20 protein-coding genes, 1 tRNA gene and 1 riboswitch are annotated in these 24004 nt (G+C 71.1%); of the genes, 13 read left to right on the forward strand and 8 right to left on the reverse strand.

Features of this window, described 5'->3' with window-relative positions; translation table 11 throughout:
• The first annotated feature begins 106 nt into the window (after positions 1–106).
• Together ACFVY3_RS11265 and ACFVY3_RS11270 are read left to right on the forward strand one after the other, a co-directional pair.
• Entirely contained in the window at positions 107–2611 is a 2505-nt protein-coding gene (locus ACFVY3_RS11265) for a molybdopterin-dependent oxidoreductase (RefSeq protein WP_400159769.1), read from the forward strand.
• Positions 2608–3069 carry a hypothetical protein gene (locus tag ACFVY3_RS11270; protein WP_290256657.1) on the forward strand — a complete coding sequence of 154 codons (462 nt, stop codon included), beginning with the start codon at positions 2608–2610 and terminating at the stop codon, positions 3067–3069. Before ACFVY3_RS11265 ends, ACFVY3_RS11270 begins: the two co-directional genes overlap by 4 nt.
• 175 nt (positions 3070–3244) lie before the next feature.
• Here the strand turns inward: ACFVY3_RS11270 and ACFVY3_RS11275 are convergent.
• Positions 3245–3334 (reverse strand) — tRNA-Ser (locus ACFVY3_RS11275).
• 127 nt (positions 3335–3461) lie between these two features.
• Here ACFVY3_RS11275 and ACFVY3_RS11280 point away from each other — a divergent pair.
• The 4 genes from ACFVY3_RS11280 to ACFVY3_RS11295 all read left to right on the forward strand — a co-directional run bounded on the left by ACFVY3_RS11280 (position 3462) and on the right by ACFVY3_RS11295 (position 7337).
• Positions 3462–4487, forward strand: a complete 1026-nt coding sequence (locus ACFVY3_RS11280; protein WP_400159770.1) for a dehydrogenase — start codon at positions 3462–3464, stop codon at positions 4485–4487.
• A gap of 3 nt (positions 4488–4490) precedes the next feature.
• On the forward strand, positions 4491–4889 hold the full coding sequence (locus ACFVY3_RS11285; RefSeq protein WP_400159771.1) for a 6-pyruvoyl trahydropterin synthase family protein: 399 nt from the start codon (positions 4491–4493) through the stop codon (positions 4887–4889).
• Between the two features lie 7 nt (positions 4890–4896).
• Complete coding sequence (locus ACFVY3_RS11290) at positions 4897–6006, forward strand: glycosyltransferase family 4 protein (RefSeq protein WP_400159772.1); 1110 nt, start codon at positions 4897–4899, stop codon at positions 6004–6006.
• An 80-nt stretch (positions 6007–6086) separates the two neighbouring features.
• Positions 6087–7337, forward strand: coding sequence for a DNA glycosylase AlkZ-like family protein (locus ACFVY3_RS11295; RefSeq protein ID WP_400159773.1), 1251 nt, complete (start codon positions 6087–6089; stop codon positions 7335–7337).
• Between the two features lie 37 nt (positions 7338–7374).
• Here ACFVY3_RS11295 and ACFVY3_RS11300 read toward each other — a convergent pair whose 3' ends face one another.
• Entirely contained in the window at positions 7375–7878 is a 504-nt protein-coding gene (locus ACFVY3_RS11300; protein ID WP_400159774.1) for a nucleoside deaminase, read from the reverse strand.
• Positions 7879–7946: 68 nt separating this feature from the next.
• Here ACFVY3_RS11300 and ACFVY3_RS11305 point away from each other — a divergent pair, with 68 nt between their 5' ends.
• The gene (locus tag ACFVY3_RS11305) at positions 7947–8810 is read left to right on the forward strand and encodes a phosphatase PAP2 family protein (protein ID WP_400159775.1); all 864 of its coding nucleotides are present in this window, start codon (positions 7947–7949) and stop codon (positions 8808–8810) included.
• A gap of 12 nt (positions 8811–8822) precedes the next feature.
• Positions 8823–9458, forward strand: a complete 636-nt coding sequence (gene upp / locus ACFVY3_RS11310) for a uracil phosphoribosyltransferase (RefSeq protein WP_043478170.1) — start codon at positions 8823–8825, stop codon at positions 9456–9458.
• 119 nt (positions 9459–9577) lie between these two features.
• Here the strand turns inward: upp and ACFVY3_RS11315 are convergent, their stop codons facing one another.
• From ACFVY3_RS11315 to ACFVY3_RS11340, 6 genes are all read right to left on the reverse strand, one after another.
• Complete coding sequence (locus tag ACFVY3_RS11315; RefSeq protein ID WP_400159776.1) at positions 9578–10309, reverse strand: hypothetical protein; 732 nt, start codon at positions 10307–10309, stop codon at positions 9578–9580.
• A riboswitch (cyclic di-AMP (ydaO/yuaA leader) is annotated at positions 10308–10495 on the reverse strand. (Overlaps the previous gene by 2 nt.)
• A 210-nt stretch (positions 10496–10705) precedes the next feature.
• A complete protein-coding gene (locus tag ACFVY3_RS11320) occupies positions 10706–12892 on the reverse strand; it encodes an ArnT family glycosyltransferase (RefSeq protein ID WP_400159777.1) in 2187 nt (728 codons plus the stop codon).
• Between the two features lie 3 nt (positions 12893–12895).
• Positions 12896–15016: an ArnT family glycosyltransferase gene (locus tag ACFVY3_RS11325; RefSeq protein WP_400159778.1), complete on the reverse strand. Its 2121-nt coding sequence runs from the start codon at positions 15014–15016 to the stop codon at positions 12896–12898.
• A complete protein-coding gene (locus tag ACFVY3_RS11330; RefSeq protein WP_400159779.1) occupies positions 15017–16492 on the reverse strand; it encodes a glycosyltransferase in 1476 nt (491 codons plus the stop codon).
• An 87-nt stretch (positions 16493–16579) separates the two neighbouring features.
• On the reverse strand, positions 16580–18139 hold the full coding sequence (locus ACFVY3_RS11335) for an ATP-binding protein (protein WP_400159780.1): 1560 nt from the start codon (positions 18137–18139) through the stop codon (positions 16580–16582).
• Positions 18140–18142: 3 nt separating this feature from the next.
• The gene (locus ACFVY3_RS11340) at positions 18143–18883 is read right to left on the reverse strand and encodes a response regulator transcription factor (RefSeq protein WP_400159781.1); all 741 of its coding nucleotides are present in this window, start codon (positions 18881–18883) and stop codon (positions 18143–18145) included.
• 207 nt (positions 18884–19090) lie between these two features.
• Here ACFVY3_RS11340 and ACFVY3_RS11345 point away from each other — a divergent pair, with 207 nt between their 5' ends.
• The 5 genes from ACFVY3_RS11345 to ACFVY3_RS11365 all read left to right on the forward strand — a co-directional run bounded on the left by ACFVY3_RS11345 (position 19091) and on the right by ACFVY3_RS11365 (position 23962).
• The gene (locus tag ACFVY3_RS11345; RefSeq protein ID WP_400159782.1) at positions 19091–20113 is read left to right on the forward strand and encodes a hypothetical protein; all 1023 of its coding nucleotides are present in this window, start codon (positions 19091–19093) and stop codon (positions 20111–20113) included.
• Positions 20114–20639: 526 nt separating this feature from the next.
• Positions 20640–21512: a winged helix-turn-helix domain-containing protein gene (locus tag ACFVY3_RS11350; protein ID WP_290256541.1), complete on the forward strand. Its 873-nt coding sequence runs from the start codon at positions 20640–20642 to the stop codon at positions 21510–21512.
• Between the two features lie 47 nt (positions 21513–21559).
• Positions 21560–22087 (forward strand): histidine phosphatase family protein, encoded by a 528-nt coding sequence (locus ACFVY3_RS11355; RefSeq protein WP_290256540.1) that lies wholly within the window; start codon positions 21560–21562, stop codon positions 22085–22087.
• 111 nt (positions 22088–22198) lie between these two features.
• Positions 22199–22807 (forward strand): hypothetical protein, encoded by a 609-nt coding sequence (locus ACFVY3_RS11360; protein WP_400159783.1) that lies wholly within the window; start codon positions 22199–22201, stop codon positions 22805–22807.
• Positions 22808–22843: 36 nt separating this feature from the next.
• Complete coding sequence (locus ACFVY3_RS11365) at positions 22844–23962, forward strand: EamA family transporter (protein WP_400159784.1); 1119 nt, start codon at positions 22844–22846, stop codon at positions 23960–23962.
• The last annotated feature ends 42 nt before the right edge of the window (positions 23963–24004 follow it).

The following is a 24004-nucleotide window of genomic DNA, read 5'->3' on the forward strand; positions in this document are numbered from 1 at the left end:
GGGCTGGCTGCCCAAGCGGCCGGAAAGATCGATTCCGTAGCGCGGGAAGAGCCACAGCGCCTAGTATCCGTGGGAGAACCGGCTGTGGACTAACGGAAGGAAGACCATGGTGGACCGCATTGGCAACATTTGGGGAAGCCGCACCCCCTATCCCCGGGACGGTCTCTGGCCGGTACGGGTGGATCAGGCGCTCGCGGAGGGCGTTGCTGAAGACGACGTCGATCGCTGGGTCCAGTCCGCCTGCGTGCTCTGCAGCAACGGCTGCGCCTGCGACATTGCGGTCAAGGACGGTGCCATGGTGGGGATCCGTGGCCGGGCCGGGGACCTGGTCAATCACGGCCGGCTTGGCCCCAAGGGCCTCTTCGCCAGCTGGCAGGGCGTTTCCCACCGAGACCGGCTCACCAGCCCGCTGATCCGTGAGAACGGGCGCCTGGTCGAATGCGACTGGGACACCGCCATGAACCGCATCGTCGAACGCAGCCAACAGCTTTTGCGGGAGCGCGGTCCGCTGAGTCACGGCTTTTATACCAGCGGACAGCTTTTTCTTGAGGAGTATTACGCCCTCGCCATCATCGGGAAGGCGGGGATCGGGACTCCGCATATGGACGGCAACACCCGGCTGTGCACGGCCACCGCGGCGGCGTCGCTGAAGGAGACGTTCGGGGCCGACGGCCAGCCCGGGTCCTACACGGACATCGACAGCTGCGACGCCATATTCCTCTATGGCCACAACATGGCCGAGACTCAGACCGTGCTGTGGTCCCGGGTGCTGGACCGCATCGCCGGCCCGAACCCGCCCAAAGTCGTCTGCATTGATCCCCGCGAGACAGAGGTGGCCCGCCACGCCGACGTGCACCTCGCCGTGCGGCCGGGCACCAACCTCGCTCTGATGAACGCCCTCGTCCATGAGGTGCTGGCCCGCGGCTGGGTGGACGAGTACTACGTCAAGGCGCACACCGTGGGCTTCGATGAGCTGAAGGCCACCGTGGCGCCCTGGACACCGGAGGCTGCCGCCGCGGTCTGCGACGTCCCGGCGGCGGACATCCGGGAGGCTGCGCGGATTTTCGGTGCCTCGGAGCGGGTCCTGTCCACCGTGTTGCAGGGATTCTACCAGTCGGCGCAGGCGACAGCCTCGTCCTGCCAGGTTAACAACCTTCACCTTCTGCGGGGACTGTTGGGGAAGCCCGGCTGCGGAATCCTGCAGATGAACGGCCAGCCGACCGCGCAGAACAACCGGGAATGCGGTGCCGACGGTGACCTGCCGGGTTTCCGCAACTGGGAAAACCCGGCCCACATCGCCGAGCTCGCCGATCTCTGGGACGTCGACCCGCTGACCATCCCGCACTGGGCGCCGCCGACGCATGCGATGCAGATCTTCCGCTACGCCGAGCAGGGGTCCATCGGGTTCCTGTGGATCTCCGCCACCAACCCCGCCGTCTCCATGCCCGACCTCGCCCGGATCCGGAAGATCCTGGCCAAACCTGACCTCTTTGTGGTGGTGCAGGACCTGTACCTGACCGAAACGGCGCAGGCTGCCGACGTCGTCCTGCCGGCGGCCGCCTGGGGCGAGAAGACCGGGACCTTCACCAACGTCAACCGCACGGTCCACCTCTCGGATAAGGCTGTGGACCCGCCGGGATCCGCCCGCAGCGACCTCGACATCTTCCTGGATTACGCGCGGCGGATGGATTTCCGCACGCTTCAGGGCGGGCCGTTGCTGCCATGGGACGGTCCCGAGGACGGCTTCAACGCCTGGCGGGAGTGTTCGCGGGGCCGTCCCTGCGACTACAGCGGGATGAGCTACGGCCGGCTCCGCGGCGGCAGCGGCATCCCTTGGCCCTGCAACGAGGAAAACCCCGATGGCCGCGACCGGCTCTACGCGGACGGGGTTTTCCCCACCGACGCGGACTACTGCGAAAGTTACGGCCATGGCCTCTTAACCGGCGCCACCGTGGGGTCAGAGATGTTCCGTGCCACGGTACCCGGCGGCAAGGCGGTGCTGAAGACGGCCGACTACCTGCCCCCGCACGAAGAGCCCGACGGCCGGTTCCCTATGCGCTACACGACCGGACGCACTGCCTACCATTTCCACACCAGGACCAAGACCGGCAGGTCCCGGCCCCTGGACCGCGCCGCACCCTCCGCCTGGATCGAGCTTTCCCCGGAAGACGCCCAACGGTACGGCATCAGTGAGGGAGACCTCACCCGCGTCACGTCCCGCCGGGGCCGGATCGAGGTACCGGCCCGGATCAGCGACATCCGCCCGGGAACGGTTTTCGCCCCGTTCCACTACGGCTACTGGGACGACGGCGGCTCGCCCGGCGAGCACCCGAGCGCGGCCAACGAACTCACCATCACCGAGTGGGACCCGGTGTCCAAGCAGCCAGTGTTCAAGAACGCGGCGGTCAACGTCCAAAAGATCGCCGACGGCGCGGGGCCGGCCCCCGCCCCGACAACCACCGCGTCTCGGCCGGCCAGCGGCAGCCCGGCGGTTCCCGCGACCACCGGCGTGGGTGGCGAGGCGAGCGAGTCCGTGGGTGCGGCGCCGCCGCGGTTCCCCCAGGCGATCAAGGGAGCCCCGGCGCCAGCCGGAAAGGACGGCACGCGATGAACATGTCCCTGTACCTGGGCATGCTGCACCGGGCCGAGGCCACCCTGGCGGAGTCCTTTCGGCAAGTCGCCGACGGCCACGGCGCCGAACCGGACGTCCATTTCCTGTGCCACTCCCTGGCCAACCAGTGCGATGAGCACAGCCGGCTGTTGCATCCGCTGGTGGAGCGCTACGGTGAGGACCTCTCCGACACGGAGCCGGAGCGGTTGCACGCCGAGGGGCTCTCTGGCACCCGCAGTGGGCCGGTGGGCCTGCTCCGGGACCTTCAGGATCTCTATCTCCTGGCCAGCTTCGTCGATGTGACCTGGACCATGATCCAGCAGGCCGGGTCGGCGCTCCGGGACCGGGACATGCTGGAGGTGGTCTCACACTGTGAGGGAGAAACCGCGGTGCAGCTGCGCTGGCTGCAGACCAGGATGAAGCAGGCGGCGCCCCAGGCTCTCGTGGCCGCCAAATAGGGCGACGGCAGCTGCCGGAGCTTCCCCGCGTCGTCTATCTCGACCGTTGACGTGGAAAAGTCGCGGCGGTCAGGCTTGGGCGATCAGTTGCCAATGCGCTGCCGGGGGACAGTCCCGGGCAAAGCAAAAGCCCCTGCTTCCCTTGTAAACAAAGGGAAGCAGGGGCTTCGCTACGTGGCGGTGACGGTGGGATTTGAACCCACGTTGGCTTTTACACCAAACAACATTTCGAGTGTTGCACCTTCGGCCGCTCGGACACGTCACCAACCTGACTAGGGTACCGGAGCGCGGGGCCGAACCCCAAAACGGGACCCGCACACCGGGGCCGCCGCGCCCGGACTGCCCCGGGAAGCTTCCGGCGGCGACCGCGCGGCACTAGATTCGGAAGCACAATGACTATTTCGAACGCGCCCTCCGCCCGGACCGCCGGCACCGCCACCGCCTATTGGACCGTCGGCCCGGAACAGGGTGAGCTCCGCACCGAGGACCTGCCGGCACCCGGCCCGGGCGAGGCCCTGGTCCGCTCCCTCTACTCCGGCATCAGCAAGGGCACCGAGATGGTGGTGCACAACGCCCGGGTCCCCGACTGCGTCGCTGACGCCATGGCCGCCCCGCACCAGGAGGGCAGCTTCCCCGGCCCGGTGAAGTTCGGCTACCTCTCGGTGGGCGTTGTCGAGGACGGCCCGGAGGAGTGGCTGGGCAAAACCGTCTTCTGCCTGCACCCGCACCAGGACCGCTACATCGTGCCCGTTACCTCCCTCACCGAGGTCCCGGACGGCGTCCCCGCGCGCCGCGCCGTGCTCACCGGCACCGTGGAAACCGCCGTCAACGCACTCTGGGAAGCCGGTCCGCGGCTGGGGGACCGGGTGGCCGTGATCGGGGCCGGGCTGGTCGGCGGCATGGTGGCCAAGCTCCTCGCCGGCTTCCCGCTGGGGCGGCTGCAGCTGATCGACATCGACCCGGCCAAGCGCGCCTTCGCGGACACCCTCGGCGTGGAGTTCAGCCATCCGGACGACGCCGGCGGCGACTGCGACATCGTCATCCATTGCTCCGCCTCGCAGGCCGGACTGGAACGCGCACTGCAACTGGTCGGCGACGAGGGCGAGATCATCGAAATGTCCTGGTACGCGGACCGCAGCGTCAGCCTGCCTCTCGGCGAGGACTTCCACGCCCGGCGTCTCTCCATCCGCGCCAGCCAGGTGGGCGTCGTGGCGCGCGCCCGCCGGCACCGCCGCACCAACGCCGACCGGCTGACCCTCGCCGTATCCCTGCTCCGCGACCCCGTCTTCGAGGCCTTCCTCACCGGAACCTCCCGCTTCGAGGAACTGCCCGACGTCGTCCAGCGACTCTCCGACGGCACCCTCGACGCCCTCTGCCACGTCATCGAATACCCGCACACCACAGAAACCACGAGGTAATCCGTGTTCAGCCTGACCGTCCGCAGCAACTTCATGATCGCCCACAGCCTGCCCCGCCCGGCGTTCGGCCCCGCTCAGGGCATGCACGGCGCCACGTTCGTCACCGAGGTGACCTTCCGCCGCCGGAACCTGAACCAGGACGCGATCGTCCTGGACATCGGCGAGGCGGGCGAGGTGCTCGGCGCCGTCCTCGCCGGCCTGAACTACAAGAACCTGGACGAACACCCCGACTTCGCAGGCAAGCTGAGCACCACCGAAGCGCTGGCGCAATACATCGCCGACGCCGTCGCCGCGCAGATCCGCGAGGGCGACGACGGGCGCGCGCTCGCGGGCATCGACGTCACCCTGCGCGAGACCCCGGACGCGTGGGCCAGCTACTCCCTCGAGTTCGACGCCGACTAGCCTCCCCGTGCAGCCCTCCGCCGTCCGCCTGGTCCTGCCCGGCAACGTCCACCACAACTCCGGCGGCAACGCCTACAACGCGGCCCTGGTCCGCGCCCTCGACGCGCTCGGGGTGCCCGCCACGACCCGGACCGCCGACGGCGGCTGGCCGGTGGGCGGCCCTGCGGACCGGGCGGCGCTGGCGGAACCTGCCGGCACCGGGACCGTCACCCTGGTGGACGGGCTGGTGGCCTGCGGTGCCCCGGAGCAGCTGGAGGCCGCCGCCCGCGCCGGGACGCCGGTGTGGATCCTGCTCCACATGCCGCTCGACGGGTATGCCGACCTGGAAGGACGCGCGGTTGCCGCCGCGGCCGGGGTGATCTGCAGCAGCAGTTCCGCCGCGGCGGAACTGCGCGCCCGGCACGGCCTCGACGGCGCTGCAACCGGCGCTGATACCACCGTCGCCGTCGCGTTGCCCGGCACCGACCGCGCCGGGACGGCGGCTGGATCCACCCCACCGCACCTGGCGATGGTGGCCGCGCTGCTGCCGAACAAGAGCCAGCTGTTGTTCCTCCGGGCGCTCACAGCCCTGACCGACCTGGACTGGACCGCCGCCCTCGTCGGGGCGGACACCGCGGACCCGGATTACGCCGCCCTGCTCCGCGCCGAAACGGAACGGCTGGGGCTCGGTGCCCGCGTCCGGATCACGGGCGAGCTCCGCGGGGACGCCCTGGACGCCGAATGGGCCCGGACCGACCTCACGCTGCTGATCTCGCGCGCGGAAACCTTCGGCATGGCCGTCACCGAGTCCCTCGCCCGCGGCATCCCCGCGATCATCCGGCGCGGGACCGGGGCGCTGGAGGCCCTCACGGCCGGAACTCCGCAGGCCGGAACTCCGCAGGCAGGATCCGGGGCGGCCAGGGCAAAGGGCGGAGAGGCCGAAGGGGACGACGCAGGGCTGCCGGGCGCCGCCGTCGCGCTCGCCGACGATCCCGCACCCCTGACGGAGCTGTTGCGCCGCTGGCTCACCGAGCCGGAGCTCCGGGCACGCTGGCACGCCGCTGCACTGGACGCCCGGCAGCACCTGCCCGGGTGGGATGCGACGGCCCGCACGGTGCTGGAAATCCTGGGCCGGTAACCGGCCGCCCCACCCCGCCGCCGCAGTCGTCGCGGGGCAGCCCCGTATCGCCGTCCGCGGCATGGATGGACAATGGGCGCATGAGCACCCAGCCAGCCACGGTCAGCCTTCCGCCCCAGAGCCTCACGGCCGCAAACCTCCGCGCCTGGTCCTGGCACCGGCAGGGCCTGGACGGGTCGCTGGCCGGCTGCACCGCCGGGCAGGTGCTCGCACGGGCGGGCTGGGCCCGGTCCGTCGGCGGCGCCAACCCCTACCTCTCCCTGTTCGCCCGTGCCGGCCTCCGCCGCGGCCCGGTGGACGCCGACGTCGACGCCCAGCGGATCCTGGAACTTCCCACGGCACGCGGCTGCACCTACGTCCTGGGCAGCGACGACTTTGCCTGGGCGCTGCGCCTGGGCCGCCCCGCCGCGGAGGCCGCCGTCTCGGTTCTGACCCGGCTCGGCGTGGACCGCGGCGAAATCACCCTGCTCGAGGAACAGGTCCGGCACGTCCTGGCCGAGGCCGGTACCCCGCTGGACCCGCGGCAGCTCAAGGAGGAACTCGGCGACGCGGTCCAAAGCCTGGGTGAGGAAGGGAAGAAGAAGGGTGCCGCCACCACGCTGCCGGCGGCGCTGGGCATCCTGCAGGCGGAGGGCCGCATCCGCAGGGTGCCTGCCGACGGCCGCCTGGACCGGCAGCGCTACGCCTACGAGGCCTGGGACCTGCCCACCAGCGATCTCACCGACGAGGAGGTCCGCGCCCTGCTGATGCGCCGCTACCTCGGCTGGACCGGCGGCGCCACCGCTAAACAGTCCCAGTGGTTCACGGGCTTCACCGTGGCGCAGACCCGCGCGGCACTGGCGGAAGCCGGCGCCGTCGACGTCCCGCTCCCCGGGGACGCGGGCAAGGACAGTGCCGTGCTGTGGATCCTGCCCGACGACGTCGACCGCCTCGCCGCCTTCACCGCCCCCGCGGAGGAACAGATCCAGCTGCTCGCCGGGACCGATTCGCTGGTGCTGCTGCGGCGGAACGCGGCCGAGCTGCTGGACGAGGCGGACCACCGCAAGGCCGGGCTCAGCTCGCTGGCACTGCAGGCAGACCTGCCGGACCACCCGATCCTGGACCGTGGCCGGATCATCGGACTCTGGCAGTACGACCCGGAGACCGGGAAGATCGCCGCCTGGGTGTTCGGCTACCTGACGCCCGCGGTGAGCCGGCGGATCGCGGAGGTGGAGGTTTGGATCCGGGAGGATCTGGGCGACTTCCGGGCCTTCAGCCTCGATTCCCCGGCCTCCCGCCGGAAGCGCATCGACGCGCTGCGGGCGTCGACGACGGCCACCGCCGAACGCTAAGCAGGATCAGGGGAGGGGCCGGGACGAAGAACCGGAATCAGGCGCCGCGGTGCTCGGCGAAGAAGTCCCGCAGCAGGTCCCCGCACTCGTCCTCCCGCACGCCGCCGTAGACCTCCACCCAGTGGTTTAGCCGGCGCTCGCGGAGAATGTCGAAGACGGACCCCGCGGCGCCCGCCTTCTCGTCCCAGGCGCCGAACACCACGCGGGGAATGCGGGCCAGCACCACGGCGCCGGCGCACATCGCACACGGCTCCAGCGTCACCACCAGGGTGCAGTCCGCCAGCCGCCAGCCGTCGTCGCGCGCCCCCTCGTCGGCACGGCGCTCGCGAAGCCGCGCGGCCGCTTCCCGGATGGCGACCATCTCGGCGTGCGCCGTCGGGTCCCCGAGAGCCTCCCGCTCGTTCCGGCCGGTGCCCAGCACCGTGCCGTCCGGGCCGATCACCACGGCCCCGATCGGCACGTCCGCGGTGGCGAGGGCCTGCCGCGCCTCGCTCAGGGCGAGGCCCATCCACTCGGCATGGCGGGGCTCGGGCGATGTCATGGCTCAATGGTAGTTTCGATCCTAAGCAAGCTGTGCACCGTGGGTGCACCGGACGTCGGGAGAACGCAGTGAGCACCAGGACTGAGAGCTGGCTGATGCGGCGCTGGGGCAAATGGGTGGTGCCCTACGCCGCGCTCTGGATCACCATGCTGCTGGGCGGCATCGCGGTGGTGGCGCTGGCCCTGACCAGCGCCGAGGTTTACGACAACGTAGTGGACGACGCCGGCCTGGCCAACCTGGACAAGCCCATGCTCGCCGCCATGGAACGGCTCCGCAGCCCCGGTCTGGATGCGTTCGTTACTGGGTTCACCAACATTGGCGGTGGCATCGGCATGCCGATCCTGGCCAGCATCCTCACCGCGCTGTTGATCTGGCGGACCCGGACCTGGCGCCCGCTGATCCTGATCGGCGGGGCGGCCGCAGTCTCCGTCACCGCTACCTCCCTGGGCAAGAAGCTCATCGGACGCACCCGCCCCGACCACGCCGATGCCGTCCCGCCCTACGAAAACTCGCCGTCGTTCCCCAGCGGCCACACCCTGAACACCACCGTGGTGATCTCACTGGTGGTCTACCTCACCTGCCTGCAGGTCCAGCGCACTATCGCCCGGGTGGGATTGATCACGGCCGGGGCGCTCTTCATCATCGCGATGGGCATGAGCCGGGTGTTCCTGGGCCATCACTGGATGACCGACGTGATCTTCGGCTGGGCGCTGGGCCTGGGCTGGGTGGGGATCGTGATCCTGGCGCATCGGCTGTTCCACGTGATCAGGCACCGGGAACGGACCGGCCCGGCACCCACCTTCGACAACGGCCAGCGCCTGCGCGAGAAGGCGCCGGACGGGCACCACGACGCCGAAACGGCGCATGGTCGCGGGGTGGCCGACGACGCCGGGACCCCCGGCGGGCGGGGTCGGTCCGAAGCGTCCGGATGATAGTTTTGACCCATGCGCACTCTCGTTGTCGACCACCCGCTGGTGGCCCATAAGCTCACCGTTCTGCGGGACAAGAACACCCCGTCACCCGTCTTCCGCCAGCTCACCGAAGAGCTGGTCACGCTGCTGGCGTACGAGGCAACCCGCGACGTCCGTACCGAACCGGTCACCATCGAGACGCCGGTCAGCACCACCATCGGCACGGCCTTCACCAAGCCCACCCCGCTGGTGGTCCCGATCCTCCGCGCCGGCCTTGGCATGCTCGAGGGCATGACCAAGCTGGTCCCCACCGCGGAGGTCGGCTTCCTGGGCATGGCCCGCGACGAGGAAACCCTGGACATCATCACCTACGCCGAGCGGCTCCCCGAGGACCTGACCGACCGTCAGATCTTCGTCCTGGACCCGATGCTGGCCACCGGCGGCACCCTGCGCGAGGCGATCAAGTTCCTCTTCAAGCGCGGCGCCTCCGACGTCACCTGCATCTGCCTGCTGGCCGCCCCCGAGGGCCTGGCCAAGCTGGAGGAAGAGCTCTCCGACGCCAACGTCACGATCGTGCTGGCCTCCATCGACGAGAAGCTGAACGAGAAGTCCTACATCGTCCCCGGCCTGGGCGACGCCGGCGACCGGCTCTACGGCATCGCCGGGTAGCGCGTCCGCTTTCCCTCGGGCCGCTGAACGGGCCGCCCGGGGATACAGCAAAGGCACCGGATCTGAGAAGATCCGGTGCCTTTGTTGTCTCTGCGCGGGGTGGCGTCAGCCTTGGCGGCTTAGTACCAGTTGTTCGCGTAGTGGAAGTTCAGGGCGCCGCAGGGGGAGCCGTACCGCTCCTGCACGTACTGCAGGCCCCAGTTGATCTGGGTGCGGTAGTTGGTCATGTAGTCCGCGCCGGCGCTGGCCATCTTCTCGGCCGGGAGGGACTGGACCACGCCGTAGGCACCGCTGGACGGGTTGGTGGCCGTGGTCTTCCAGTCCGATTCGCGGGTCCAGAGCTTCATCAGGCACTGCATCTCGCTCGGGGCCCAGCCGTGGGCCGGCAGCTGCGAGGCGGCGTAGGCCTGGGCACCGGCGGGATCGTCGACCGCCACCGGCTGCGGGGCCGGGGCGGGTGCCGCCGCGGGAGCCGGAGCAGCCGGTGCGGGGGCCGGGGTGGACGGCGCCGGGGTCTCGGGCATGACCTTGGAGGCCTGGGCTTCGACGCTGGCCGGTGCCGTGGCCGGGGTGTAGCTGCCGAGCCGTTCCAGGTCGGAGAGCTGCAGGGCCGGTGCCTGGGTGGCGGTCGCGGCCGGGGCAGTAGTGCCGGTGGCCTGGCCTGCGGCGCCGGCGCCCAGCAGTACTGCGGCCGCGGTCAGTGCGACGGCGGTGAGCTTGCCCTTGGAGCCAAAGCTGGCGCGGCCTCGGGTGGCCGAGCCCTGGGCCGGGTCGGCGCGGTGGCGCGCGACGTCGGCCGAGGAGGTGCGTTTAGCGCCTTTTAGGCGCACGGGTGCCTTGTGTTCAGTCATGTTCGCCTCTCAACGCCTACGGAGTTAGCTGTCGGGTTCGGATGAGAAATCCGGCCGCTCGGATGATCAACGAGTCGGCTTTACCCCAAGGGGTGCATGGATGCAGGTGCCCGGGAACTCTGGGTTCCCCGTCTCTGCCTCAATCCATGGAATCCGGGAAGCGGCAGAGTTTGGCGTCAGACCCGGATATGCGGCCAGATCGATGGCCGCACCATAAAAACGGTACCGGACTTTCTCCCTCATGTCACATTTAGGTAACGCCGCGGTGTGGCTGGTTGCCGATTCGCGGTGGGCTGGCCCCGCTTTTCGGGCCGTTTCGACGGTTCCCCGCACGCCCGACGCTTGGAGACGTCTATTCGGCAGGGAACCGTCGAAACGGCGGACCGTCCGGAGCGGCTACTTCGCCAGCAGGTACACCGTGGTGCCGCCGACGCTCTGGGCGGGGTAGGTGGCCGCCACCCAGTCGGCGATCCTGGCGGCGTCGTCGGATCCGCTTTCGCCCTGCATGGTGCGGCCGGCGATGAAGTAGTGGATCCGGCCGTCGGCGACGTACTGCTGGAACTGCTCGAGCGTGGGTGCGGGGTCGGTGCCGTTGAACCCGCCCACGGCCATCACGGGCAGCTGCGTGGCGAGCTGGTAACCGGCGGCGTTGTTGGACCCGACGACGGCGGCCGCCCAGGTGTAGCGGCCGGCGTCCGTTTCGAGGGCATCCACCAGGGCAGACGACGGGGTGGTCGCGCCGAGGAGCCCGCCCATACCCCCGCCCATGCCCCCGCCCTGGCTGCGGACGGTGCCGTTGGTCCCGTTGCTGTTGGCCCCGGCGCCGTTGGTCGGGCCGAAGGGATTGCCCTGCGCGGTGCCCATGGTTCCGCCCGTGCCGCCGAACATGGCCGGCAGGCCCGCCCGGCCGCCCACCGCAGGCCCCGCGCTGACGATCGAGCCGGAATGCGCGGTGGCGGCGGTGGACAGCGAGTACGCCAAGGGACCGGCGAGGGCCGCGACGACGGCGAGCCCCGCCGTCGTACGTCCCAACAGCGCCGCCGTCGTACCGCCCGGGGACAGTGGCCCAATGGTCCCGGCGGCTACAGCGCCGGCGGCCCGGGCCCGAATGGCCGGAACCATCACGCCGACGGCCGCGGCCAGCGCCACGGCGAGAACCAGCCAGCGCAGCCACGGAACGAACGCGGGCGTGCGGCCCAGCAGCTCGAAAGCCATGAAACCGGCCGCGGCCACCGCGGCGGCGAGCGTCCCGGCGGCAACGGGTTGATCCCGCCGCTGCCACAGCAGCACCGACCCCAGACCGGCCAGCCCGGCGACCCCCGGGGCCAGCGCCACCATGTAATACGGATGGATGATGCCGGCCATCAGGCTGAACGTCAGCCCGGTGACCAGCACCCAGCCGCCCCAGACCACCACGGAGGCGCGGACGGCGTCGGTCCGTGGTGCCCGCCGGCCCAGCCACAGCAGCCCGGCCGCCAGCAGCAGCACCGACGGCAGCAGCCACGCGATCTGCCCGCCGAACTCGCTGTTGAAAAGCCGGAGCAGGCCGGGGGTGCCCCAGCCGTTGCCGCCGCCGACGCTCCCGGTCTCGTCCCCGCTGAGCCGGCCCAGGCCGTTGTAGCCCAAGGTAAGTTCCAGGATGGAGTTGCCCTGCGAGCCGCCGATGTAGGGCCGGTCCGCCGCAGGGGTGAGCTCGACGGCGGCCAGCCACCAGCCGGCCGCCACCACCATCGCCGCGCCCGTCGCCAGCAGGTGCAGCAGCCGCCGGCCCAGGCCGGCGCGCCCGGCGAGCAGGTAGGCCGCGGCGAAGCCCGGGACCACCAGCAGCACCTGCAGCTGCTTGGTCAGGAACCCGAAGCCCAGCAGCACCCCGGCCAGCAGCAGCCAGCGCAGCCGGCCGTCCTGGATGGCGCGCAGCACCGCGTAGGCTGCAGCCGTCATCAGCAGGACCAGCAGGGCATCCGGGTTGTTGAAGCGGAACATCAGCACGGCCACCGGGGTCAGGGCCATCACGGCACCGGCGATCAGTCCGGCGCGGTGGGCCAGCCGAGCGTCTTCCGTCGCGGGGGCGGCGGCCCGGCGGACGGCCAGGTAGACCAGCCAGACCGTCGCGACGCCCATCAGAGCCTCGGGCACCAGGACGCTCCAGGAGCTCAGCCCGAAAAGCCGCACGGACAGGCCCATCACCCAGAGCGACGCCGGCGGCTTGTCCACCGTGATGGCGTTTGCCGCGTCGGACGAGCCAAAGAACCAGGCCGTCCAGTCCTGCGAGCCGGCCTGCGCCGCCGCGGAGTAGAAGGCGTTCGCCCAGCCGGAGGAACCGAGGTTCCAGAGGTAGAGCATCGCGGTTCCGATCAGCAGGACGGCCAGTTCCGCCCGCTGCGCCATGGCCCGGCGCCGGGGCAGCGCAGTGTGCGGGAGTCCGGACGCCTGCGGCCGGAGGTGCCGACGGCGGCCGCCGCGCCACCCTGGGTGGCGCCGGCCGGAGCCGGCAGCCTCAGTCGCCGGGCTTGCTCCGGGCCCGGGCCCGGCGGGCGAAGTGACGGCGGACCCGGTGCTTGTGAGCTCGGTGGAAGCAGTCATGGCCTAGCCCGCCAGCTTGTAGACGGTGGTGGAGCCGACGGTCTGTGCCTGGTAGTTGGCGGCAACCCAGGCCGCGACCTCGGAGTTTCCGCTCCGGCCGCCGCCCATACCGCCCATGCCGCCGCCGGCGATGAAGTAGCCGATCTCCCCGCGGTCCACCATGGCCTGGAAGTGGGCCAGGGTGGGATAGGGGTCGCCGCCGTTCCAGCCGCCGAGGGCAATCACGTTGGTGCCGGTGGCGAGCTCCAGGTCAGCGGCGGAGGTGGCGCCGGAGACGACTCCCGACCATTTCGCCGTCGAGGTTTTCAACAGTGCGGCGAGCTCAGCTGAGGCGGTGGCGCCTCCCGGGCCGCCAGCGCCTCCCGCGGTGAGGCCAGCCGCGTTCTGTGCCGCCGTGTCCTGGCCGCCGGGGAAGCCGGTGCCGTCGGTGGCTCCCGTCCCGGTGCCGCGCGTCCGGCCGGCCGCCCCGAAGCCGCCCGTCGCGGAGCCCGTGGGCCCGGCGGTCGGGATCGAACCCGAGTGCGGCTGGGCCGCCGTCGCGAACGTCCACGCCGCCGTGCCCAGGCCGCCGGCCAGCAGGGTGAGGATGACGACGCCGGCGGTGGCCGCCTTGCGGAGCGCGGCGGGAATGGCCCGCAGCCGGTCAAGCTGCAACATCAGCGCCGCCGCGGCGAGGACACCGAGGATCACCACGGCCACCCGCAGCCCGGGCAGCCACGACGGATCCCGGCCCAGCAGCACCGCGGACCAGATCGAGGTCGCCAGCACCGTGACCGCCAGGACCAGCCGCGCCGGCCAGAAGGCCCGGCCGCGCCACAGCTGCACGCCGCCCAGGCCCACAAGGGCCGCGACCGCGGGGGCCAGCGCCACCGCGTAATACGGGTGCACGATGCCGCTCATGAAGCTGAAGATGCCCGCGGTGACCACCAGCCAGCCGCCCCAGAGCAGCAGGGCCGCGCGGGTCGCGGAGGTCCGGGCCTCGCGCCGGGTGAACCACAGACCGGCCAGCAGGAGAATCAGCGCCGCGGGCAACAGCCAGGACACCTCGCCGCCGAAACTGGTGCCGAACATCCGGGCGATCCCGGCGGCCCCGCCGAAGCTGGCGTTCCCGCCAAAGCCACCCGCGCCGGCGCCGCCGGCTGCCCCGGCGGCGCCGGCCGCGCTGCCAAGGTCAGATGCCCCGCCAAAGACCGCAGACCCGCCCGGCCTGCCCTCGCCAGACCCGGTGATCCGGCCCAGGCCGTTGTAGCCAAAGGTCAGTTCGAGGAAGCTGTTGGTCGTGGAGCCGGCCATGTACGGACGGGCCGACGCCGGGGTCAACTGGAAGAGCGCCACGTAGCTGCCGGCCACCACCAGGATTCCGGCGGCCGCGCCCAGCAGGTGCAGGAGCCGGCGCCGAAGGCTGACCGGGGCGGCCCAAAGGTAGGCCAGGCCCAGGCCCGGAACGATCAGGAAGCCCTGCAGCATCTTGGTCAGGAACGCCAGGCCGATCACCGCGCCGGCCGCGGCGAGCCAGCCCCAGCCGGCCTTCTCGATCGCCCGGGTGGTGAGGTACGCCGCGAGCACCAGGCAGAGGGTCAGCATGGCGTCGGGGTTGTTGAAGCGGAACATCAGGGCGGCCACCGGCGTGAGCGCCAAGGCCCCGCCGGCCAGCAGGCCCGCGGCCGGACCGGAGACCCGCTTCAGGGTCAGGTACAGGAGTCCGACGGCGGCCACGCCCATGAGGGCCTGCGGCACCAGCATGCTGAGCGGGGAGAAGCCAAAGATTCGTCCGGCCAGGGCCGGGATCCAGAGCGCGGCCGGGGGCTTGTCCACGGTGATGGCGTTGCCGGCGTCAAGGGAGCCGAACAGCAGGGCGGTCCAGTCCTTGGTGCCGGCCTGGATAGCCGCGGCGTAGAAGGTGTTGCCGTAGCCGGTGGCCGCGAGGTTCCACAGGTAGAGCACGGCGGTCCCGATGAGCAGCAGGGCGGCCGAGGGCCGGACCCAGCGCGGCTGGTCACCGAACAGCGGGCGCCGGCGGCGCGAAGCGGAGGAATCGGACGAGGCGGCCGGCATCGGCGAGTCGGTGCGGGGGAGCGGGCCGGAGGGCCGGGTCCCGTCGGCGGGGCTGAGGGTGGCGGTCATTTATCGGGCCGTTTCTGTGGGGAGGGATGCTGTGGCGGCGGACTGCGCCGGGGTGCCATGCGCGGGGACCGGGGTGCCGGGCGCGGGCGGGGCTGCGGTTCCGGGGCGGGCCCGGAACACCACCAGCCGGAAGAGCAGGAATTTCACGGCGGTGGCCGCGAGGTTGGCCGCGGTGACCGTGGCCAGTTCCACCCAGCGGTCGGGGGTACCGCCGGAGGCGCCGTGCACCAGCAGCAGCGCCCCGGACGTCAGGCCGAGCCCCAGCCCGAAGACCAGCAGGCCCTCGAAGTGGTGGCGCGCCGCATAACTGCTGCCTTGGATGCCGAAGGTGAAGCGCCGGTTGGCCGCGGTGTTGGCCACGGCGGTGATCAGCAGCGCCAGGAAGTTCGCCAGCTGCGGGTCCATGACGCCGCGGCAGGCCAGGAAGATCAGCAGGTAGGCCAGCGTGGAGGCGACGCCGATGCTGCCGAACCGGACCAGTTGCCCGAAGAGGCTGCCGCCGGGGCTTTGTTCCGGTCCGCGGGAGGACGCGGGCAGCGGGCCGCGGGCCAGCGCGGCGCGCAGTTCCGGGACGGGGATCTTGCCGGACACCAGGTCGCGGCTGAGGCGGGCCATGCCGCGCAGGTCCGCGGCCGCCGTCTGGACGATGTCGACGCTGGAGTCCGGATCGTCGGTCCAGTCCACCGGGACCTCATGCACCCGGAGCCCGCAGCGTTCGGCGAGCACCAGCAGTTCGGTGTCGAAGAACCAGGCGTTGTCCAGGGTGTGCGGCAGCAGTTCCCGGGCGATGTCGGCCCGGATGGCCTTGAACCCGCACTGGGCATCGCTGAAATGCGCGCCGAGGAGCGAGTGCAGCAGGAAGTTGTAGCTGCGCGAGATGAATTCCCGCTTCGGGCCCCGGATGACGCGGGAGTTGCGGGTCAGGCGCGTGCCGATCGCCAGGTCCGAGTGGCCGGAGATCAGCGGGGCAAGCAGTGGTCCCAGCGCGGCCAGGTCCGTTGAGAGGTCCACGTCCATGTACGCCAGGACGGGCGACGGCGACGCGAGCCAGACCCGGCGCAGCGCATTGCCGCGGCCCTTTTCGGCCATGTGCACGACGGCGACCTCCGGCAATTCGCGGGCCACGCGCTCGGCGGTCTGCAGCGTCGAATCGGTGCTGGCGTTGTCCGCCACGGTGATCCGGAACGTGTGCGGGAAGGAGCCCAGCAGGTAGGCGTGGAGCCGGCGCAGGCAGGCTTCGAGGTCGCGTTCCTCGTTGAAGACGGGGATGGTGACGTCCAGTACCGGCACCGCTGACCGGGTGTCGATCGGCGATCGGCGGCGGCCGACGCCGGTCAGCGCCGCCGGGAGCGGCGCTGCCGTGGCCAAAGCTGCCGGGCCGACGCTGGTGATGGATGCCGGCGCGTCAGACTGGGTGCCGGCGGGGGCGGGCCCGGAACGGGACAGGGTACCTGGTGCCTGGTCTGTGGAAGTCATGCCTCCACTGTCCCGGCCCCCGGTATGAGGGGATTGGGGGAATGCTGTGTGCCTGCTGTGGAAGTCCGCGCGCGGGCGGCCGAGGTGTCAGGCGGACGGTGCCGCCGGCAGCCGGACCGCGAATTCGGTCCGGCCCGGACGCGAGCTGACCTCCACGGTCCCGCCGTGCGCCGCCACGATAGACTGCACGATCGACAGGCCCAGCCCGCTAGTGCCCTGCACCGCCGTCGCGGTCGCGATTGCCCCCGGCGCCGCACCCGCGCCCGCCGAGCCCCGAGCCCCCGCACGTTCGGCGGGGTTGGCGCGGGAGGCATCGGCGCGGGCGAACCGGGCGAAGACCTTGCCCAGGAATTCGGGGGCGATCCCTGCGCCGTCGTCGGTCACGGACACCACGGCGCTGCCGTCGGCGGACCGCATCACCCGGGTGACCACGGTGGTGCCGGGATCAGTGTGTTTGCGGGCGTTGGAGAGCAGGTTCGCGAGGACCTGGTGCAGGGCCGTGGTGTCGCCGCGCACCACCACGGGCTCCTCCGGCAGGTCCAGCTTCCAGCTCCGGTCCGGGGCCATGACCTTCTCGTCGCTGACCGTTTCGACGGCCAGCTGGGTGAGGTCGACGTCGGCCATCTTCAGCGGCTGCCCCTCGTCCAGCCGGGCCAGCAGCAGCAGGTCCTCCACCAGGGCGGTCATCCGCTCCGACTGGCTCTGCACCCGGGCCAGCGACTTCTCGCCGTCGGGGGTGAAGTGCTCGGTCATCCGCATCAGCTCCGTGTAGCCGCGGATGGCGGTCAGCGGGGTGCGCAGCTCGTGCGAGGCATCCGCGACGAACTGGCGCACCTTCATCTCGCTCTCCTGCCGGGCCTGCAGCGCGTTCGAGACGTTGTCCAGCATCTGGTTCAGCGCGTGGCCCACGCTGCCCACCTCGGTACCCGGGTGCGCGGCCGACGCCGGGACGCGCACGCCCAGCGCCACCTCGCCGGCGTCGAGCGGCAGGCGCGAAACCTTCGTTGCCACTTCGGAGAGCTTCTCCAGCGGCTCCATGGTGCGCCGGATCAGCGCGGTGCCAATCAGGCCGATCAGCACCAGGCCGCCGGCGGACACCGCGGCGAGGGTGCCGACGAGGGACCCGAGCGTGTTCTGCTTTTCCTCCAAGGGCAGGCCGGTGACGATGATGTCCCCGTACTGCGTCTGGGTGGCGATCAGCCGGTAGGCTCCGGCGGAGAGCGTGCGGTCGACCGGCGCGGAGTTGGGGGTGAGGCCCAGCAGCACCGCGTTGTCGTCCGCGGAGAGGCTCTTGCGGGTGGCATCGCCGGCGAGGAACCCGGCGCTGGCAATCCTGCCGTTCTGCTCCCGGGCATTCAATGTGCCGATGCCCTGCCCCTTTGCCTCCAGCGGGTCCGGACGCCCGCCCGGGCTGCCGGAGTCCGGGCGGCCGAATTCGTTGGAACGGTGGGCGGCAGCGCCGAGTTGTTCGTCCAGCTGATGGGTCAGGAACGAGTCCATGGACACGTAGCTGAAGACGCCTACCGCGCCGCAGATGGTCACCAGCAGGGCCATGGCCACCAGCACCAAACGGGTGCGCAGGTGCCAGGTGGAGGGGTTGCGCCAGTCACGCCCGGGGGCCGGCGTGACACCGGAGAGAGTGGGCACGGATCAGTCCGCCGGTTTCAGGACGTAGCCCGCGCCGCGGACGGTGTGGATCATCGGGGCGTGGTTGGCGTCGATCTTCTTGCGCAGGTAGGAGATGTAAAGCTCCACGATGTTGGCCTGACCGCCGAAGTCGTAGTCCCAGACGCGGTCCAGGATCTGGGCCTTGCTGATGACCCGCTTCGGGTTCTCCATCAGGTAGCGCAGCAGCTCGAACTGGGTGCCCGTCAGGTGCAGTTCCTCGCCGGCGCGGGTCACGTCCCGGGTGTCCACGTTCAGGACCAGGTCCCCGACGACGAGCTCCGCGGTGTCCATGGCGGCCACGCCGGAGCGCTGGACCAGGCGGTGCAGGCGCAGCAGGACTTCCTCCATGCTGAAGGGCTTGGTGACGTAGTCGTCCCCGCCGGCGGCGAGGCCGGTGATGCGGTCCTGCACGGCGTCTTTGGCGGTGAGGAACAGCGCCGGGACCTCGGGCGCGAAGGTGCGGATCCGGCTCAGGAGTTCGACGCCGTCGAATCCGGGGAGCATGACGTCCAGTACCAGCACGTCGGGCCGGAAGTCCTTGGCCAGCTTGACCGCCTCCGGGCCGTCCGCGGCCACCGCCACGGACCAGCCGGCCATCCGCAGGCCCATGCTCATCAGCTCGGAGAGGCTGGGTTCGTCATCCACCACCAGGGCGCGGATGGGGGAGCCGTCCGGGTGGGTCAGCTGCGGAAGGTTATTGGTCATGGAGTGCGACGAGGCCATGGTTCGACTCTCCGTTCTGCCGGTTAGGTGCGGCTTTGGGGATCCTGTGCGGCACCTGTGAATCCCAGCCTACCCAGCTGGGCGCTGCCGGGGCAGGCCGGGGCTTCGAGCGGATCACAGGCGGGGCTGGAAGACCTCACAGCCCCGGCACAGCCTGCCTGCCCACGCTGGTGGAAACAGCCCCACCTTCCGAGCCAGGAGAACAGCATGAACCACCAGCAGCCCGAAGAGATCCCGCAGCCTGCCGACGGCGCCGGCCACAACCCGGCCACCACCCCGCTGCCGGGGACCACGCCGCGTCCGGTCTCGGCCCCGCAGCCGGTGACGGCGCCGGAGCAGGAATCTGCGCCCCGGCAGTCCGCGCCGCAGCCGGAAGCCGCGCCGGGGTGGGGCGCGCCGTCGTACCCCGACACAGCCGCCCATTCCGGAGCAGCGCATCCCGGCCAACCGGACCAGCCTGCCCAGCCGGGTCCTGCGGGGTACCCGGCCCAGGCGGCTCCGGCCCAGTCGGCCCCCGGCTGGGGCGCGCCTGCCGGCCGGGCCGCGGGCTCGCAGCCGGATAAGCCCTGGACCGTCCGGCGCGGCCTCGCCGCCGGCGGGGTGGCTGCCGTTATCGCCGTCGGCGTCGGCGCCGGTGTCTACGCGCTGACGTCCAGCTCGGCCGCGGCCAGCGGGGACGGCGCAGCGGCGGGCGGCCCGCAGTTCAACGGCCAGGGGATGCCCGGCGGCCAGCAGGGCGGCCAAACCGGGGGCTCGGCGTCGGGCCGCGGCGGCTTCGGCCCGGACGGGTTGGGCGGAATGGCCGGGGGCCTCTCCGCGGCCGTGCACGCCGAATACGTCGTCCTCGACGGCACCACCTACACCACCATGGCCGAACAGCTGGGCACGGTGACCGAGGTCAGCTCGACGTCGGTCACGGTCAAGAGCGCCGACGGCTTCACCCGCAGCTATGTCCTGGGGGACGGGGTGACGGTGAGCAATATGCAGCAGCGCCGCCAGCAGTCCGGCGGTACCGGTTCAACCGGGACCCAGCTCAGTGTGGCGGACATCGTCTCCGGGGCGACCGTGAGGCTGACCGCCACCAAGGACGGGTCCGGCTACTCGGCGAAGTCCGTGATGCTGGTGGCGGCGACGGCCACCGGCACGGGGCAGCCGGGGGACGGCCAAGCAGGCGGCGGCCAGCCGGGAGGCCAGGACGGCGGCCAAGCCGACTCCGGACAGTCGAACTAGGAGGTCCGGCCCGCAGAAGAGCCCCTTCGAGGGTGACCACTCTGTGGACATTTCGACCGGAGGGCCTGCCGTGGGCGGAATTCCATCCGCGGCCATCAACCCGAACGCAATCACTGAATGAGAGCCTGTATTCGAAGAATATTCGAATGCAGGCTCTCATTTAGTTCATCGAGGGCTCAGGAGTCGCGAATTCGTCGCCCCGTAGAATTGTGATATGCGCGACAATGGCCGCATTCGTCTCACTATGCGGACTTTCAGGTCCATTGTTACTTGCTAGTTCGCTTTGTTACGTTGCACACTTCAACTGTGAACAAGAACTCAACAGCACCTGCAGCCGCAGTTTCCGGGATCAGCGCACCAGCTGGTACTGAGATGCGCTGTTGTCGAATGCACGCCTAACTTCTCCACCCCAGAACGTTTATAGGCATTCGCCCCCAGCCCAGAGTCGGGCGCCCTCCCCAGTTTCATTGCGGGGACCCAGCATTCGAGCCGCGATGACGGCCATTCACATTGAGGTAAGCATTCCATGTCAGTTGCATCCGGATACGTCCACATCTCCGTTCGAAACGCCGCCAAGGCCGGCCAGGCCTCCGGTATCCGCCAGGGCTTCGGCGGCCGCCCCAGCTTCGGCCCGGCGGGATCCGGCACCAGCTACCCCGCCCCCGGCTACGCGGCGCAGGGCTACAACCCCACCTCGTACGGACAGCTGCGAGCTGTCCCCGCGGCCGACTCCGCACCCGCCACCGCCCCCACCCCGGTCATCGCCGCCGGTGAGGCCCCCGTCCGCCCGGTGCCCTCCGACAACGTCGCCCGCGGATTCGTCCTCTACATGGGCATCGACGAGGAGACCGCCGCCGCCGCCGGGACCTCCATCGCCAAGCTGGCCCAGGAAATCCGCGCCTACGCCCAGTCCTTGGTGGCCGGCGCGGAGAGCTACGCCGCCGTCGCCGTCGCCCCGGCCTCCGCTCCGGGGTCCGCGCTCGACGTCGTCCGCTCCACTTTCGGTGACCCCACCGCCGGTGCCGCCCGCCAGCGCGCCGAAACCGCCCGCCTGCAGCAGGCCCAGGAACCGCGCCCGTCCGGCGTCCTGATCGACCTGGCCCGCCGCGAGGTGGCGCTCGACGGTGAATCGCTGAACCTGACGTTCAAGGAATTCGAACTGCTGAACTACCTGGTGGAAAACGGCACCCGCACCGTCGGCCGCGACGAACTCCTCGAGGGCCTGTGGCGGAACGCCGAAGAGGTCCCCAACGAGCGCACCATCGACGTGCACATCCGCCGTCTCCGCTCGAAGCTCGGCCGCCTGGCGAACACGGTCCGCACGGTCCGCGGCCAGGGCTACCGCTTCTACGAGCACCCCGAGGTCGTCGTCTGGGCCGCTCCGGAATACTCCATCTAGTGCCCCGGAGGCACCGCCGCGGCGGTGCCTCCGGCTAGGCTTGGCCCATGAGCCAGCACCACCTCCGACGCCTCGTGATCATGCGCCACGCCAAGGCCGACTGGCCGGGCGGCGTGGCGGACCACGACCGGCCGCTGGAAGAGCGCGGCCACCGGGACGCGCCCGTGGCCGGCGCCTGGTTGCTGAAGCACGGCGTCGTCCCCGACTTCATCCTCTGCTCCAGTGCCCTGCGTACCCGGCAGACCTGCACCTGGGTGTGCAGCGAACTGGGCGACAAGGCCCCCACCCCCAAACTCGAACCGGGCCTGTATGGGGCATCCGCTCTGGCCATGCTCTCGGTGATCAACCACGTCCCGGACACCGTTTCCACGCTGATGGTCATCTCCCACATGCCCGGCGTGCAGGACCTGGCCATGCACCTGGCCTCCCGCGACTCGAACCACGACGCCTACATGGACGCGGCCACCCGCTACCCCACCAGCGGCCTGACGGTGCTGGAGACCGAGAAGCCCTGGGCCGAACTGGACGGCCAGGACGCCCGGCTGACCCACTTCACGGTGCCGCGCGCCCGCTGACTGTCGGTGCGCCGTGCCATAGTCAGGCATCAGGTGGTGGTGTTTACTGGGCCTGTCGGGGCAGTCGCACTGCGGCCGGCAGGCAAGGCAACCGAGGAAAGGTGGATCAACGTGGATTCAGGACAGCTCGTGGGGATTATCGTCGGCATTGTTGTCGTGCTGGCGATCATTGCGGTGGCGGTCAGCATCAGCCGGAAGCGCCGGACGGAAGCGGACCGCAACCGTGCGGCAGAGATGCGCGAGAAGGCGGAAGCGGATCAGCTCGCCGCGAAGGAACATGAGGCCATGGCCGCACGCGCGGAGGCGGATGCCAAGGCCGCCGAGGTCGAGGCAGAGCGCCTCCGCCAGCAGGCGCGCGGCACCCAGGAACAGGCCGCGTCCGTGCGTGCCGACGCCGAGGAGCAGCTGCGCAAGGCGGACGAGGTGGACCCCGACGTCGACTCCTCCCGCCGCGGGCACGAGCCTGCCCCGGACACCGGCCAACTCCGCCGGGACCGGAGCCACCGCGGGACCGCCGATGACCGGCACGAAGCCGGTACGCACCCGAACGGCGCGCACGCGGCTGCCGAACGTGCCGCGGGGGAGCGGGCCACGGGGGAGCGCACGGTCGGGGAGCGCCTCGACGGCGACGCCGCCGGGGTCGACGCCGCGCGCGCTCCAGCGCCCGATGTCCGTCACGACGCCGGTCCGGCGCACGGCGAGCGGCCACGCAATCTCTGAGGCCACCCCGGGCGCCACCGTCATCAAGGCGGCCCGATGAGCCCCCGGCACTCGGCCCTTGCCCTGCTGGTGGCCCTTCTCTGGGGAGTCAACTTCGTCGCCATCGACCTCGGGCTGCACCCGCCCGGGGGAACCATGCCGCCGCTGCTCTTCGTCGCGATGCGCTTCGCCCTGGTGGTGTTCCCCTGCATCTTCTTCATCCGGAAACCCGACGTCAGCTGGCGGGTGATCATCGTTGTCGGGCTGCTGATGAGCGCCGGCCAGTTCGGCCTGCTCTACCTGGGGATGGCCCTCGGCATGCCCGCCGGCCTGGCCTCCCTGGTCATCCAGGCACAGGTCCTGATGACCGTTTTGCTGGCCGCCGGCATTCTGTCCGAGCGGCCCACCCGGCGGCAGCTCGCCGGCGTGATCCTGGGCATCGTGGGCCTGGCGGTGGTGGCGGTGGGCCGCAGCCTGGTGGCCCCGCTGCTGCCCCTGCTGATCGTGCTCGCGGCCGCGCTCTCCTGGGCCGGCGGCAACGTGGTGGTGCGGCGGGCGAAGGCCGCCTCCGGCCTGGGCCTGGTGGTCTGGTCCGGGGCGGTGGTGCCGCTGCCGCTGGCCGGCCTTTCGCTCCTCCTGGACGGCCCGGCCGCCGTGTCCGACTCGCTGCTCCAGGTCCAGCCGGTCACCCTGATCACTGCTCTGTACACCGCGGTCTTCGGCTCGCTGATCGGGTACGGCATCTGGAACCGGCTGCTGGGTCTCTATCCCTCCTCCGCGGTGGTGCCCTTCACCCTGCTGGTACCGGTGGTGGGAATGACCGCCGCCTGGCTGGTGCTGTCGGAGCGACCGTCAGCCGCGGAGATCGCCGGCGGGCTGCTGCTGCTGGCCGGGGTGGCGACGGCGGTGCTGCGCGGACGGAACGGTCCGGCTCAGCGCCGGGTGGCGGACCGGCCCGGAGCGGACGCTGACCCCGGGCGCGGGGCTGCCGTGCCGGCGCCTTTCGCCGCGGAGGGCGCCTTGGCCCCGGCCTTGGCTCCCGAAGCCCTGGGTACCGACGCTGGGGAACCGGACGATGTGGAACGTGAGGACGTGGAGCCGGAGGACTTGGACCCGGCAGACTTCTGCGCCGACGGTTTGGCGGCGGGACGGGCAGCGGGCCGGGCGGTCGACTGACGGGAGGACGTCGCCTGGCGTGCGGCGGGCTGCCGGGCCGGT

Source organism: Arthrobacter sp. BPSS-3 (assembly GCF_044628475.1).
Taxonomy (GTDB): domain Bacteria; phylum Actinomycetota; class Actinomycetes; order Actinomycetales; family Micrococcaceae; genus Arthrobacter.